The organism is Streptomyces sp. NPDC059897 (genome assembly GCF_042730865.1).
Lineage (GTDB): Bacteria > Actinomycetota > Actinomycetes > Streptomycetales > Streptomycetaceae > Streptomyces.
Genome location: NZ_JBHWKQ010000001.1, coordinates 132,556 through 146,864, shown reverse-complemented (window position 1 = coordinate 146,864; position 14,309 = coordinate 132,556). Strand labels below are relative to the sequence as shown.

11 protein-coding genes are annotated in these 14,309 nt (G+C 72.3%); 8 read left to right on the top strand and 3 right to left on the bottom strand.

Going from position 1 to position 14,309, the window contains the following annotated elements; all coding sequences use genetic code 11:
- Nucleotides 1-11: 11 nt before the first annotated feature.
- From glgA to ACFV9W_RS00690, 3 genes are read left to right on the top strand one after another with little or no spacing between them, the layout of a single operon-like run.
- Entirely contained in the window at nt 12-1,169 is a 1,158-nt protein-coding gene (gene glgA / locus ACFV9W_RS00700) for a glycogen synthase (protein ID WP_385754875.1), read from the top strand.
- 17 nt (nt 1,170-1,186) lie between these two features.
- Nucleotides 1,187-2,404 (top strand): glucose-1-phosphate adenylyltransferase, encoded by a 1,218-nt coding sequence (gene glgC, locus ACFV9W_RS00695; protein WP_385753857.1) that lies wholly within the window; start codon nt 1,187-1,189, stop codon nt 2,402-2,404.
- A 49-nt stretch (nt 2,405-2,453) separates the two neighbouring features.
- Nucleotides 2,454-2,825: a hypothetical protein gene (locus tag ACFV9W_RS00690; protein WP_385753854.1), complete on the top strand. Its 372-nt coding sequence runs from the start codon at nt 2,454-2,456 to the stop codon at nt 2,823-2,825.
- Between the two features lie 7 nt (nt 2,826-2,832).
- Here ACFV9W_RS00690 and ACFV9W_RS00685 read toward each other — a convergent pair whose 3' ends face one another.
- A complete protein-coding gene (locus ACFV9W_RS00685; RefSeq protein ID WP_385753851.1) occupies nt 2,833-3,456 on the bottom strand; it encodes a TetR/AcrR family transcriptional regulator in 624 nt (207 codons plus the stop codon).
- 135 nt (nt 3,457-3,591) lie between these two features.
- On the opposite strand from ACFV9W_RS00685, the gene ACFV9W_RS00680 reads away from it, so the two are divergent.
- From ACFV9W_RS00680 to ACFV9W_RS00660, 5 genes are all read left to right on the top strand, one after another.
- Nucleotides 3,592-5,142 (top strand): long-chain fatty acid--CoA ligase, encoded by a 1,551-nt coding sequence (locus tag ACFV9W_RS00680; RefSeq protein ID WP_385753847.1) that lies wholly within the window; start codon nt 3,592-3,594, stop codon nt 5,140-5,142.
- Nucleotides 5,143-5,160: 18 nt separating this feature from the next.
- Nucleotides 5,161-6,360, top strand: a complete 1,200-nt coding sequence (locus ACFV9W_RS00675; RefSeq protein WP_385753845.1) for an acyl-CoA dehydrogenase family protein — start codon at nt 5,161-5,163, stop codon at nt 6,358-6,360.
- Between the two features lie 66 nt (nt 6,361-6,426).
- Nucleotides 6,427-7,647: a M20 family metallopeptidase gene (locus ACFV9W_RS00670; protein WP_385753843.1), complete on the top strand. Its 1,221-nt coding sequence runs from the start codon at nt 6,427-6,429 to the stop codon at nt 7,645-7,647.
- Nucleotides 7,644-9,095: an MFS transporter gene (locus ACFV9W_RS00665; protein ID WP_385753840.1), complete on the top strand. Its 1,452-nt coding sequence runs from the start codon at nt 7,644-7,646 to the stop codon at nt 9,093-9,095. Before ACFV9W_RS00670 ends, ACFV9W_RS00665 begins: the two co-directional genes overlap by 4 nt.
- 35 nt (nt 9,096-9,130) lie before the next feature.
- Nucleotides 9,131-12,250: an ATP-binding protein gene (locus tag ACFV9W_RS00660; protein WP_385753837.1), complete on the top strand. Its 3,120-nt coding sequence runs from the start codon at nt 9,131-9,133 to the stop codon at nt 12,248-12,250.
- A gap of 202 nt (nt 12,251-12,452) precedes the next feature.
- Here the strand turns inward: ACFV9W_RS00660 and ACFV9W_RS00655 are convergent, their stop codons facing one another.
- Nucleotides 12,453-13,250 (bottom strand): ABC transporter permease, encoded by a 798-nt coding sequence (locus tag ACFV9W_RS00655; RefSeq protein WP_385753834.1) that lies wholly within the window; start codon nt 13,248-13,250, stop codon nt 12,453-12,455.
- A complete protein-coding gene (locus tag ACFV9W_RS00650) occupies nt 13,247-14,227 on the bottom strand; it encodes an ATP-binding cassette domain-containing protein (RefSeq protein WP_385753831.1) in 981 nt (326 codons plus the stop codon). Before ACFV9W_RS00650 ends, ACFV9W_RS00655 begins: the two co-directional genes overlap by 4 nt.
- Nucleotides 14,228-14,309: the final 82 nt, after the last annotated feature.

Sequence of the window (14,309 nt, the reverse complement as noted above, 5' to 3'; positions counted from 1 at the left end):
CGCGCGTGCGTGTGGGACTGCTGACCAGGGAGTACCCGCCGGATGTCTACGGCGGGGCCGGAGTGCACGTGGAGTTCCTGGCGCGCGAACTGCGCCCGCTCGTCGACCTCGAGGTGCACACATGGGGCGAGGGAGCGGCCGACGGCGTGCGCCGGCACCGGGCCTGGCCCGCGCTCGACGGGGCGAACGACGCGCTGCGCACGCTCTCCGTGGACCTGGCCATCGCCGCGGCGCTGGAAGGCCGCGAGATCGCGCACTCCCACACCTGGTACACGAACCTGGCCGGGCACCTGGCGGCGCTGCACCTCGGGATACCGCACGTGATGACCGCCCACTCCCTGGAGCCGCTGCGCCCCTGGAAGGCGGAGCAGCTCGGCGGCGGTTACGCGCTGTCGGCGTGGGCGGAGCGGACCGCGATCGAGGCCGCCGACGGCGTGATCGCGGTGTCGCACGCGATGCGCAAGGACATCCTCGCCTGCTACCCGGCCCTGGAGCCGAAGAAGGTCCGCGTCGTGCACAACGGCATCGACGTCTCGCTCTACCACGCGGACATCGGCAAGGACGTGCTGCGCCGCTACGACATCGACCCGCAGCGCCCGTACGTGCTCTTCGTCGGCCGCATCACCCGGCAGAAGGGCGTGCCCCATCTGCTGCGCGCGGCCAAGGAGCTGACCAAGGACGTCCAGGTCGTGCTGTGCGCGGGCGCGCCCGACACCCCGGAGATCGGGCGTGAATTCCGGGAACTGGTCGACGAGTTGAAGGCCACGCGGGACGGGGTGCGCTGGATCCCGTCCATGCTGCCGCGCACCGATGTCATCCAACTGCTCACGCACGCCTCGGTGTTCGTCTGCCCGTCCGTGTACGAGCCGCTCGGCATCGTCAACCTGGAAGCGATGGCCTGCGGCACCGCGGTGGTCGCCTCGCAGGTCGGCGGGATCCCCGAGGTCGTCGCGGACGGTGAGACCGGGCTGCTCGTCCCGTACGAGGCCGCGGAGCCGCAGGGCTTCGAGGCGGGCCTCGCGGACGCCCTGAACCGGGTCGTCGCCGATCCGGACGCGGCACGGGAGATGGGCCGGGCGGGCCGGGAGCGGGCGGCCGCGGAGTTCGGCTGGGACGCGATCGCCCGGCGCACGGTCGACGTGTACGAGGAGATTCTCAACGGTACGTGAATCACAGGGGGGTTGGGATGCGCGGCGGACCTTCGGTGCTCGGGATCGTACTGGCAGGCGGGGAGGGCAAGCGGCTGATGCCGCTCACGGCGGACCGGGCGAAGCCCGCGGTGACCTTCGGCGGCACGTACCGTCTGGTCGACTTCGCCCTGTCCAATCTCGTCAACGGTGACATCCTGCGCATCTGCGTGCTGACGCAGTACAAGTCGCACTCGCTGGACCGGCATGTCACGACGACGTGGCGGATGTCGAGCCTGCTCGGCAACTACGTCACGCCGGTCCCGGCCCAGCAGCGGCTCGGCCCGCGCTGGTACTCGGGCAGCGCCGACGCGATCCTGCAGTCCCTCAACCTGGTCCACGACGAACAGCCGGACTACATCGCGGTGTTCGGAGCCGACCACGTGTACCGGATGGATCCGCGGCAGATGCTCGCCCAGCACCTGGAGTCGGGTGCGGGTGTCACGGTGGCGGGCATCCGGGTGCCGCGCGCGGAGGCCTCCTCCTTCGGTGTCATCACGCCGGCCCGCGACGGCACGCGCATCGACGCGTTCCTGGAGAAGCCGACCGACCCGCCGCCGCTGCCCGGCACCCCGAACCAGGTGTTCGCGTCGATGGGCAACTACCTCTTCACCACCAAGGTGCTCGTCGACGCACTCCAGACCGACGCCGAGGACGACAACTCGGCCCACGACATGGGCGGTTCCATCGTGCCCATGCTCACCGAGCGCGGCGTCGCCCAGCTCTACGACTTCGACGGCAACCACGTGCCGGGGGAGACGGACCGCGACCACGGCTACTGGCGCGACGTCGGCACCCTCGACGCCTACTACGAGGCCCACATGGACCTCATCTCGGACACCCCGGTCTTCAACCTCGACAACCGTCGCTGGCCGATCTACACCCACCCCGGCCAGCTGCCGCCGGCCAAGTTCTGCGCGGGCGGCATCGCGTCGGAGTCCATCGTCAGCCCCGGCTGCGTCATCCGCGGCCAGGTCACCCGCTCCGTGCTCTCCCCGGGCGTCGTCGTCGAGGACGGCGCGGTCGTCCAGGGCTCGGTCCTGCACGACAACGTCCGGGTCGGCAGGGGAGCGGTGGTCCGCGGCGCCGTCCTCGACAAGAACGTAGAGGTCCCGGTCGGCGCCACGATCGGCGTCAACCCGAGCCGGGACGCGGAGCTCTACACGGTGTCGAAGACGGGCGTGATCGCGCTGGGGAAGGGGCAGGCGGTGCACTGACCGGGCGGACCGGCCGGGGCGCGTCGGCGAACGGTGCTCTACTGGGCACATGCTGCTGATCTGGCCCGCGCTGCTCGGTGTGGTTGTCCTGCCGTCGCTCGGCCTGTGGCTGCTCGGACGCCGCCTGAACGTCCCGGCCTGGCTGCTGTGGCTGTTCCTGGCGGCCGGTTGGCTGACGGTGATCGTCGGCTGGTTCCTCTCGCAGCGCGCGCAGCCGTTCCTGTTCCCGGACACCTCACCCTGCTACGGCGCCGGCATCCCGGTGTCGCGCTACTTCCCGCCGGATTCGTACTGCCGCCACGCAGACGGAGAACTGCGGACCGTCAACGGGCCGTTGGGCAAGATCGTGTTCTGGACCGCCCTGGGCACGACGGTCGCCGTACCGGTCGCCGTCCTCGTGCGGCGCCGGCTGGAGTCCTAGTACCCGCTCACCCGGGGTCCGGCACCGGTGGTTCGCCCTCGAAGCCGTTGGCCCAGTAGCGGCCGCGGAGGGACAGGTCGAGGAGCATGCGGGTGGCCTCCTCCGGGGGCATCGGGCGGGGGTCCTCCTCCAACCACCAGCTGAGGACGGCCAGTTGCTCGCCCACCCACGCGCGTGCGAGGACGTCGACGCTGATCCGGGTGGTGACGCCCTCGTGCTCGGCGCGGGCCCGGAAGACCCCGGCCGTCGCCTCCGCCTGCGCCCGCGTGAACTGGCGCAGGGCCCGGCCGTCGCCCTCGCCGCGCAGGATCATCCGGTAGGCGTCCCGCTCCTCGTCGGCGTGCCGGAAGATCTCCAGGGCCGGCTTGCCGGTGAAGCCCACCTCGGAGGCCTGGACGAGCGGGCTCAGCCGGTCCTGCAACTCGTCGAGCAGGTCGGTCACCACGCGGTCGAGCAGGTCGTCCTTGTCCGTGTAGTGCTTGTAGAAGGTGGCCCGGCCCAGGTCGGCCCGCTCCGTGATGTCCTCCACGGTCACGGTCGCGTAGCCCCGTTCCAGTGACAGCGACACCAGCGCGTCGCGCAACAGACGTCGGGTGCGGCGTACTCGGCGATCGCCCGCTTTCGGCGGCATGGTCCGGCTCCTCTCGCGTCCCCCGGTCGATTGCGGAAGCCTACACCCGATCATTGACACTCCGAAGGTTTGTAGACACGCTGTCTCCAACTGGTCGCCATGGCGATTTGAGCCGACGAGCGTGGGAGCAGTCCGTTGAACCTGGGCACGTACATCACTCGAAGCAGCACCTTCTGGCCCGAACGCGAGGCCCTCATCTGCGGGGAACGCAGGCTGACCTACGGAGAGCTGGAGCGGGTCACCAACTGCCTGGCCTCCGCCCTCATCGGCCGCGGCCTCGAACCCGGGCAGGCCGTCGCGACGTACGCGGGCAACTGCGCGCAGGCCGTCGAGACCGAGATGGCCCTCTCCAAGAGCGGCCTCGTACGGGTGCCGATCAGTCCGCGGCTCTCCGTCGACGAGGTCGCGCACATCCTCGACGACGCCGATGTGCGTGTTCTGTTCGTGGACAGTGAGCGCGTCGAGGCCGCCCGCGCCGCCTTGGAGCGGGCCTCTGTGGACTGTCTCCTGGTTGATTACGGGGAGCAAGGCGCCCTCGCGTACCAGGAGTTGCTCGACGAGGGAGTCGAAGACGCCGTCGCCGTCGAGGTCGACCAGCACGACGCCGCCGTCCTCAACTTCACCTCCGGCTCCACCGGCAAGCTGAAGGCCGCCGTGCAGACCCACGGCAACCGGCTCGCCAATATGCGCAAGCGGATGATGAGTTCGGACGGGAGTCCCTCCTCGCCCGAGTGCTATCTCGCCGCCGGGCCGATCACGCACGCCCCCGGCATGCCGCTGCTCGCCCTCCTCGCCTCCGGCGCCACCGTCGTCGTCCTGCCGCGCTGGGACGCCGAGGAGTTCCTCGCCACGGTCGAGACCGAGCGGATCAGCGCGACCTTCCTCGTGCCGACCATGCTCGGCATGCTGCTCGCCCACCCGAAGACCGCCACCGCCGACCTGTCGAGCCTGCGGTCCCTGCACGTCGGCGGCGCGCCCGTCTCACCGCAGCGGCTGCGCGAGGCCGTCGAGGCGTTCGGGCCGATCGTGATGCAGGGCTACGGGCAGGTCGAGACGACCAGCGGCATCACCGTGCTCACCCGTGAGGACGTCCTCGCGGGCACCACCACCGACCCCGACCTGCTGCTGTCCTGCGGCCGGCCGGTGTTCGACACCGAGATACGGGTCGTGGACGAGGCGGGCACCGCGCTGCCCGCCGGAAGCATCGGTGAGGTCGTCGCCCGCGGCCCCGACTGCGTCACCGCGTACTGGCACGAACCCGAACTGTCCGCCGAGACCTTCAAGGACGGCTGGGTGCACACCGGTGACCTGGGCTATCTGCGCGAGGACGGCTATCTGTTCATCGTCGACCGCAAGAAAGACATGATCATCTCCGGTGGGTACAACGTCTATTGCAGCGAGGTCGAGGCCGTCCTGTACGCCCACCCCGCGCTCGCCGATGCCTGCGTCGTCGGTGTCCCCGACGAGAAGTGGGGCGAGGCGGTGAAGGCGGTCGTCGTGCGCAGGCCCGGCGCGTCGGTCAGCGAGGGTGAGGTCGTCGACTTCTGCGCCGAACGCCTCGCCCGCGTGAAGAAGCCGCGGACCGTGGAGTTCGTGGACGCGCTGCCCGTCAACCGCAACGGGAAGATCGACCGCCGCGCCGTCCGCGCGCGCCACTGGGCCGGCGCCGAACGCCGCGTCCACTGACAGGAGACGAGCACCATCATGACCTTCACCCTCACCCCCACGTACGAGGACAATCCGCGGCTCCAGGATCTGGTGGGCCGACTGCGCGACTACCTCGACGGTGAACTGGCCGAATATGAGCAGCAGTTGGGGCTCACTCCGGAGGGCGGCTACACCCGCGCCCAGCTCGAACCTGTCTGGCGGCGCAGCCGCGAACTCGGCTTCTACGGCATCCACCTGCCCAAGGAGCACGGCGGCCAGGACCTCACGTACACCGAACTCGCCGCCCTCAAGGAAGAGGTCGGCGCCTCCGGGCGGCTCCTGCAGCACAGCGTCCTCGGCGATATGGGCGGCCCGCTGCGCGCCGGATCGATCCTCCAGTACGCCACCGAGCAGCAGATCAAGACGTACCTGGAACCGGTCGTCCGCGGCGAGCGCGCCTGCTGCTTCTCGCTCACCGAGACCGACGCCGGCTCCGACGTGCGCGCCATGAGCACCCTCGCCACGCCCGAAGGCGACGGCTGGCGGATCACCGGGCACAAGGTGTTCTCCTCCGCCGGACCGTTCGCCGACTTCTCCGTCCTCATCGCTCGGATGGCGCCCGAGCCGGACGCACCTGAAGATGCCAAGCCGGTGTTCTCCGCGTTCCTCGTCGACCTCGATTCCCCCGGCTGCACGGTGCTGCCCGGCGAGACACCGATGTCCGGCGAGCACATCGAGAGCGACATCGTGCTCGACAACTGCCGTGTCGAGGCAGGGCAGTTGCTCGGCAAGGTCGGCGACGGGCTGCGCATCGGGCTCGGCCGCGTCACCACCAACCGGCTGCTGCACTGCCCGACCGTCCTCGGCCAGGCCCGCCGCGCCCTCGCCCTCACCGTCGACTTCGCCCGCACCCGGCAGGTCTTCGGCGCACCGCTCGGCGCCCTCCAGTCCGTCCAGCACAAGCTCGCCGACATGGCCACCTCGTACTACGCGGCCCGCAGCATGACCTACGACGCGCTCGCCGACCTCGATGCCGGAAGGGAACCGCGCACGGAAGCCTTTATGTGCAAGCTGTTCGTCGCCGAGAACGCCTTCCGGATCGCCGACGAGGCCGTGCAGATCCACGGCAAGGCGGGCCTCGTGCGCGGCGCCGAAGTCGAGGCCATCTTCCGCAAGCTGCGGATGTTCCGCGTGCTCACCGGCTCGTCCGAGATCCAGAAGAACGGGATCGCCCGGCAGTTGCTGATGCCCGGCTGACCGGCACGGCACCACGGCGCCACCGCACGTCCCGCTGTGCTCACCCCACCAGGAGGTTTGTCCCGCATGTCGTCCGTCACCGCACCGTCGTACACCGGGCGCGCCCGCGACCTTCATCCCGAACTCGTCGCGCTGCGCCGCGCCCTGCACCGCGAACCCGAACTCGGCCTCCAGCTGCCCCGCACCCAGGAGAAGATCCTCGCGGCCCTCGACGGGCTGCCCCTGGAGGTCACCACCGGCAAGGACCTCAGCTCGGTCACCGCCGTCCTGCGCGGCGGCAGGCCCGGCGGCGCCGTCCTCCTGCGCGCCGACATGGACGCCCTGCCCATCACCGAGAACAGTGGCGTCGACTACGCCTCCCAGCTGCCCGGCGCGATGCACGCCTGCGGCCACGACCTGCACACCGCCGGACTCGCCGGCGCGGCACGGCTGCTTGCCGAACGCCACGAACACCTCGCGGGCGACGTGGTGTTCATGTTCCAGCCCGGCGAGGAGGGCTTCGGTGGCGCCCGCGTCATGCTCGACGAGGGGCTCCTGGACGCGGCCGGAAAGCCCGTCGACGCGGCGTACGCGCTGCACGTCGCCGCCGACCGGCTGCCCGGCGGCATGGTCTCCAGCCGGGCCGGCACCGTCACCTCCGCCTCCGACGTCCTGCGCGTCACCGTGCGCGGACAGGGCGGCCACGGCTCGACCCCGCACGCCGCCAAGGACCCCATCGCCGTGGCCTGCGAGCTCGTCACCGCGATCCAGACCTGGGTGACCCGGCGCTTCGACATCTTCGATCCGGCCGTAGTCACCGTCGGCACCTTCCACGCAGGTACGCAGCAGAACGTCATCCCCGAGACCGCGACGTTCGAGGCCACCGTGCGCAGCTACTCCGAACCCGTCCACGCACGCCTCATCGAGGGCCTGCCGCGCCTGGTGCGCGGCATCGCCGAGGCGCACGGCGTCGAGGCCGAGGTGACGTACCACGTGCAGTACCCGGTCACCGTCAACGAGCCGGACGAGACCGCCTTCGCGCTCGACACCGCCCGCGAACTGTTCGGCGGCGACCAGGTCCACGAGTCGCCCAAGCCCGCCAACGGCTCCGAGGACTTCGCCTTCGTCCTCCAGCGCGTACCCGGCGCGATGCTGCTCGTCGGCGCCGCCCCCGAGGGCGTCGACCCGGCGGGCACCGCGGGGAACCACTCGCCGCGCGCCGTCTTCGACGACCGCGTGCTGCCGCGCCAGGCCGCGCTGCTCGCCGCGCTCGCCGAGGGCCGCCTCGCCCGGGGAGCCGCCGCATGAGCGCGGCGACCGCACCGCCCGCGGGCGGCAAAGTGCGCGCCGTGGTCGGCCTGCTCGTCGCCTTCGAGCTGATCAGCGGCTTCCTCCAGGGCGCCACCATCCCGCTGGTCCCCGAGCTCCAGCGCTGGCAGGGCATCGGCACAGGACAGGCCCAGTGGATCACCTCGGTGCAGTACCTGGCCGCCGCCGTCAGCGTCCCCGCTCTCGGCCGCCTCGGAGACCTGTACGGGCACCGGCGGATGATCCGGATCGCGCTCGCCACCATCGCCGTCGGCGCCCTGCTCGTCGCCTGCGCGCCCAACCTCGGCGTACTCCTCCTCGGCCGCGCCCTGATGGGGCCGCTCGCCGCGCTGCTGCCGCTGGAGATCGGCCTGGTGCGCGACCGGCTCAGCGTCGACGGCGGCCGCCGGGCCGTCGGCCTCCTCGTCGGCGCGCTCACCCTCGGCTCCGTCCTGGGCCACGCCCTCGCTGGACCGCTGCTCGCGCTCCTCGGTGATCTGCGGCCCACCCTGTTCGCCCTCGCCGCACTGGCGGTCGCGTGCGTCGCGCTGTCGTTCATGGCGATCCCCGAGTCCCGCACCCGGGCGAAGGGCCGCATGGACTGGTCGGGGGCGGCCCTGCTGGCCGTGGCCCTCGTCCTGCTGCTCGGCACCGTCTCCCGCGGCTCCAGTTGGGGCTGGGCGTCGGCTCCCACGCTCGGCGGCCTCGCCGCGGCCGTGGCCCTGCTGTACGTCTGGGCCCGCCTCCAACTCCGCAACCCCCAGGCACTGGTGGACGTGCGCGCCCTCGGCCGCCGGGCGAGCGCCCCGTACTACGCCTCCGGGTTCGTGCTCGGCGCCGTCCTCCTGGGCGGCCAGACCGTCGCCGTCAGCTTCATGGCGACCGCGCCGAAGGAGACGGGCTACGGGTTCGGTCTCGCGGCCTGGCAGATCAGCCTGTGCGGGATCATCCCGCACGTCATGGCCTTCCTCGGCTCCTCGCTGTGCGCGAACCTCGCGGGACGGATCGGCTACCGCCGCCTCCTGCTGTTCGCCTTCACGCTGCTGACCTGCGGATACGGCGGGCTGATCGCGCTGCACACCGGCCTGGTGCCGTTCACCGTCGCCAACGCCCTGGTGGGCTTCGGCGTCGGCCTCGCGCTCGGCGGGCTGCCCACCGTCATCGTGGAGAGCAGCGCCGCGGACCGCACGGCGAGCGCCACCGCCGTCTACAACAACTTCAAGACACTGGGCGGCAGTGTCGGCGGCGCCGTGTTCGGCGTGGTCCTCGGCTCCCTCGTGATCGGCTCGACGAACACCCCGACCCTGTCGGCGTACGTGACGATCTGGACCTGCGCCGCGGTGGCCTGCCTGGCCGCGGTCGGCGTCCAACTCCTGGCGCGCCCGCCCCTGGCCACGGCCACGGAGCCCGCCGCCCCCGCCGCGCCGGCGCCGAGCCCGTCCGCCTGAGGCCCGCACCCTGCGCCCTTGGCTAACCTGCACGGATGACCACCGACCTGACCCTGCTGCCCCGCGTCGCCCACCGCGGCCAGGAGGTCACCGCGCCCCGGCTGCGCGGCCTGCTCGCCCTCCTCGCGAGCGAGCCGCACACCGGGTGCAGCACGGAACGGCTCGTGGCCGGGCTGTGGCCGGACGAGCTGCCGCAGCGCCCCGGCAAGGCGGTGCAGGTCCTCGTCGCACGGGCGCGGGCGCAGCTGGGCGCCGACATCATCGCGAGCACACCGACCGGCTACCGGATCGGCCTCACCGAGGACCAGGTCGACAGCTCCGCGCTGCTGCGGCACGCCGCCGTGTGCGCGGAGCGGGCCGGGGCCGGGGACCATACCGGCGCCCTGGCCGCGGCCGAGGCCGGACTCGCGCTGTGGGAGGGCACCCCGGAGGAGGACGGCGGTGTTGTGGACGACCCCGTGGCCGCGCTGCGCGCCGAACGCGCCCCGGTCCGCCACGGCCTCGCCCGCGCCCGGGCTCTCGCGCTCGCCCGGCTCGGCCGGTACGCGCAGGCGACGGGGCCGCTGGTACAGACCCTCGCGCGGCAGCCGCGTGACGAGGAGGTCCTGGCCGAACTGCTGCGCGCCGAGGCGGCCACGGCCGGACCGCCCACCGCGCTGGCCCGCTACGAGACGTACCGCCGCGCGATCCGGGAAGAACTGGGCGCAGACCCGGGCAGCCAACTCCGTGCCGTCCACGACGAGTTGCTGCGCGACGAACCGACCCCCGTCCGGCACGTCGTACCCCACGAACCGAACCAACTCCTCGGCCGAGAGCAGGACATCGCCGAAGTGGAGCGGCTGCTGGGCGACGCGCGGGCCGTCACCGTCGTCGGCCCCGGCGGACTCGGCAAGACCCGGCTCGCGTACGCCGTGGCACGCCGGGCAGCCCAACGCGTCGTGCACGCAGTGCCGTTGGCCGCCGTTCCCGCGGACGCCGACATCGCCGCCGAAGTGGCCTCCGCGCTCGGCGTGGGGGAGGGGCGGCACGGCGCCGTCGGCGGGCACGCCCCGGCCGACCCGGTGTCCGGCATCGTCGGGACGCTCGGTGCCGGCCCTTCGCTACTGGTCCTCGACAACTGCGAGCACGTCGTCGGGGGCGTCGCCGACCTCGTCCAGGCACTGCTGTCCCGCGCCCGCGACCTGCGCGTGCTCGCCACCAGCCGGTCACCGTTGGGGCTGACCTCCGAGGCCGTGTACGCGCTGCCCGAACTGGGCCCCGACACCTCCGCCCGACTGTTCGCCCAGCGGGCCACGGCCGCCCGGCCGGGCGTCGACCTGCCACCTGCCGCCGTCGCCGAACTGTGCGGACACCTCGACGGGCTGCCGCTCGCCGTGGAGCTGGCCGCGGCGCGGGTGCGGTCCCTGTCCGTGCCGGAGATCGCGCGCCGCCTCGCCGACCGCTTCGCCCTGCTGCGCGGCGGCGTACGCGACGTGCCGGAGCGGCACCGCACCCTGCACGCCGTCGTGGAGTGGAGCTGGAACCTGCTCGCCGACGAGGCCCGCGCCGCCATGCGGACGCTGTCCGTCTTCCCCGGCGGCTTCACCGCCGACGCGGCGGAACGGGTCCTCGGCGACACCGCGATGGACGTACTGGAACAGCTCGTCGAGCAGTCGCTGCTGACCGTCGCCGACACCCCGTCGGGTGTCCGGTTCCGGATGCTGGAGACTGTACGGGAGTTCAGTGCGGCCCGACGCACCGAATCCGGCGAGGAGGAGCGGGCCGTCGATGAACTGTGCGACTGGGCAAGGGAGTTCGGTGTCGCCCACCACGACACCCTGCTCGGCCCGCGCTCCCCGGACGCCCGGGAGCCGATCAAGGCCGAGCAGGACAACCTTGTGACCGCACTCCGGTACGCCCTGGACCGCGGCGAGGGAACCACCACCGCGGCCGTCACCGCCGTGCTCGCCGCCCTGTGGTCCACCGACTCCGACTTCGCCCGGCTGTCCGCCCTCGCGGCCGACACCGGCGGCCCGCTCTCGCACTACCGCCCCGAACCCGACTACGTCGAAGTGGCGCGTGCCGCCGCCGTGTTGTGCGCGGCGAGCCTCATCGTGGACCACGCGCCGCGCGTCCTGCGCCATCTCGCGACCCTACGCAGACTGCCGGCGGCCCCGCCGGACACGCTCCTGCGCGCCATCGCGGTGGTGCTGGTCGCCGTGCCCGAGATGCGGCCTCCCGACTACGGCGTGCTGCGCGAACTCTGCGACAGCGACTACCCGTTGGTGGTGTCGGTCGCCGAGAGTGTCGCCACGTACGTCTGGGAGTACGAGCACGACATCGACCGCACGCTCGCCTCGGCGCGCCGGGTCGTCGACGTCCTCGGGCCGGTCGACAGCCCGCCCCTGGAGGTCATGGGCTACTCACGCCTCAGCCAGTTGTGCCTGACGACGGGGGACGGCGACGCCGCCTACCGCTACCTCGGGGCGGCCCGCGAGGCACTGCCCCGGTTCGGCGACGAGAACGACTACGTCGGCATCCGCTGGGGCTTCGCGCTCGCCTGTCTGCAACGCGGGGACCCGGACGAGGCCGAGACCTGGCAGCGCCGCGCGGAGGCCGACGGCACCGCGCAGAAGGACCCCTTCTACAGCCCCGACCTGGGCGTACGCGCCGAGATCGCGCTCGCCCGCGGCGACACCGCGACCGGACTCGACCTGTGGCGCCGCGCCGTGGCCCGGCTGCCCGCAACCGGCGCGCAGTACGACGGTGAGCTGTGGCACGACCCGTGGGCCCTGCAGATCCAGGCGACGGCGGTGACGGCGCACGCCTACGCGGGCCGCCTCGCACCGGTCGCAGACACGGTCGACCGGCTGCGGTCGGTGCTCGCCGGACCGGCCGCCGCACTCGTCTCGCTCCCCGTCCTCGGCACCGTGCTGCACGCACTCGGCACGGCCGGCCTCACGGACCGCGCCCCCGATTCCGCGCGGGCCCTCGCCCTGGCCGAACGCCTGTGGGTGCTCCGCGACTTCCAGCCCACGATGTCCCCCGCCCGTTCCCGCCGCGCGGCCGAACACGCGGACCGGGCGGCGTACACGGCAGCGGTGACCGAGTACGCCGCCCTGGGCCGGGAGGAACTGTGGGAGGCGGCGCGGGCGTCTACCTTGGGTGGCTTGTGAGCCCTGAGCCGAGTGCTTGTGACGCGTTGAGGGGGGGGGGGCACTGTGGAAGGCGATCCGCCGTGGTGGGCCATCTTCGTGATCTCAGCCGTGGTGACGGTGGTCCTGGGGGCGATCCTGCTGTCGGTCATCGCCGCGGTGGTCCTCGGCGCGGGCTGGGTGAGAAGGAGGCGCCGCCCCCGTAAGTCCCCTGCTTCGGCCCCTACGTCGGATCGCGGTTGAACAGCGCCCGCGACCAGCAGAACCCGAGCGCGGTCAGGGCCACGCACCAGGCGACGGCGAGCCACCCGTTGTGACCGATCTCCGAGCCGAGCAGCAGTCCGCGCAGCGTCTCGATCAGTGGTGTGAACGGCTGGTACTCGGCGACCGGTTGGAACCAGCCGGGCATCGCGTCGATGGGCACGAACGCGCTGGAGATGAACGGGAGGATGATCAGCGGCATCGCGTTGTTGCTGGCCGCCTCGGCGTTCGGACTGGCCAGGCCGAGACCGACCGCCACCCAGCTCAGCGCCACGGCCACCAGCACCGTCAGGCCGAACGCCGCCAGCCACTCCAGGACCGTCGCGTCCGTGGACCGGAAGCCGATGGCCACCGCCACCGCGCCGACGACCAGCACACCGGCGACCGCCTGCAGCACGCTGCCCACCACGTGCCCGATCAGTACGGACCCCCGGTGGATGGCCATCGTACGGAAACGGGCCATGATCCCCTCCGTCATGTCCATCGTGACGGAGATCGCGGTTCCGGCCGGAACCGCGCCGATGGTCATCAGCAGGATGCCCGGCACGAGATAACCGATGTACGCGGCGCGGTCCGCGGGGCCGCCGCCGATCCCCGCGCTCATCACGTCGCCGAAGACGTACACGAAGAGCAGCAGCAGGACGATGGGTGTCAGCAGGATGTTCAGGGTGAGCGACGGATAGCGGCGGGCGTGCAGGAGGTTGCGGCGCAGCATCGTGGACGAGTCGCGCACGGCGAGGGACAGGGCGGTGCCGCTCATCGCAGGGCCTCCTCGGTCGCGGAGGTGTGCTCGGCGTCGCCGGTCAGGGCGAAGAACACGTCGTCGAGGTCAGGGGTGTGCACCGACAGCTCGTCCGCCTCGACGCCCGCCGCGTCCAGCCAGTCCAGCACGGAGCGCAGCTCGGCCTGCGTGCCGTCGCTGGGGATCCGCACCGTCAGCGCCTCGTCGTCCGTGGTGACATCGCGGAGCGCGGCGACGGCGGCCCGGTAGCCGCCCGGATCGGTGAACCGCAGCCGCACATGGCCGCCCGGCACCAGCCGCTTCAACTCCTCGGCGGAGCCCGTGGCGGCGATCCGGCCCTCGCTCAGCACGGCGATCCGGTCGGCCAGTTCATCGGCCTCGTCGAGGTACTGCGTGGTGAGGAAGACGGTGACACCGTCGGCGACGAGCTCGCGGATCGCGCGCCACATGGTGTGCCGGCTGCGCGGGTCGAGCCCGGTCGTCGGCTCGTCGAGGAAGAGGATCCGCGGGGAGCCGACGAGCGTCATGGCGATGTCGAGGCGGCGCGTCATGCCGCCCGAGTACGTCGACGCGGGCTTCCTCGCGGCCTCGGTGAGGCCGAACCGGTCGAGGAGCTCGGCGGCCGCCCGACGGCCCTCGCGCCGGGGCAGATGGTTGAGGTCCGCCATGAGGTGCATGTTCTCCTCGCCGGTGATCAGCCCGTCGACGGCCGAGAACTGCCCGGTCACACCGATCGCCGCGCGCACGGCCTGCGGGTCGCCGGCGAGGTCGTGCCCACCGACGGACAGCTCGCCCGCGTCGGCGGTGACGAGCGTGGAGAGAATCCGGACGGCGGTGGTCTTCCCCGCACCGTTCGGCCCGAGCAACGAGAACACGGAACCGGCGGGCACCGCGAGATCGATCCCGTCGAGGACGGTCCTGCCCCCGAATGCCTTGCGCAGGCCGCGCGCTTCGATGGCGAGGGGTGGTGGGGAGGCGGCGGTCGTGGTGGTCATGCGGCAGAGAGTGCGGCACGGCGCACTCAGGCCGGTTTCACCGTGGTTTCAGCCGGGGCGCCCGCCCCTGAAACCGATGGCT

Bases quoted from the DNA above. Each gene is read 5' to 3' on its own strand.
- ACFV9W_RS00650 (WP_385753831.1), bottom strand. From the start codon at position 14,227: ATGACCACCACGACCGCCGCCTCCCCACCACCCCTCGCCATCGAAGCG.
- glgC (WP_385753857.1), top strand. From the start codon at position 1,187: ATGCGCGGCGGACCTTCGGTGCTCGGGATCGTACTGGCAGGCGGGGAG.
- ACFV9W_RS00690 (WP_385753854.1), top strand. From the start codon at position 2,454: ATGCTGCTGATCTGGCCCGCGCTGCTCGGTGTGGTTGTCCTGCCGTCG.
- ACFV9W_RS00685 (WP_385753851.1), bottom strand. From the start codon at position 3,456: ATGCCGCCGAAAGCGGGCGATCGCCGAGTACGCCGCACCCGACGTCTG.
- ACFV9W_RS00675 (WP_385753845.1), top strand. From the start codon at position 5,161: ATGACCTTCACCCTCACCCCCACGTACGAGGACAATCCGCGGCTCCAG.
- ACFV9W_RS00670 (WP_385753843.1), top strand. From the start codon at position 6,427: ATGTCGTCCGTCACCGCACCGTCGTACACCGGGCGCGCCCGCGACCTT.
- ACFV9W_RS00665 (WP_385753840.1), top strand. From the start codon at position 7,644: ATGAGCGCGGCGACCGCACCGCCCGCGGGCGGCAAAGTGCGCGCCGTG.
- ACFV9W_RS00655 (WP_385753834.1), bottom strand. From the start codon at position 13,250: ATGAGCGGCACCGCCCTGTCCCTCGCCGTGCGCGACTCGTCCACGATG.
- ACFV9W_RS00660 (WP_385753837.1), top strand. From the start codon at position 9,131: ATGACCACCGACCTGACCCTGCTGCCCCGCGTCGCCCACCGCGGCCAG.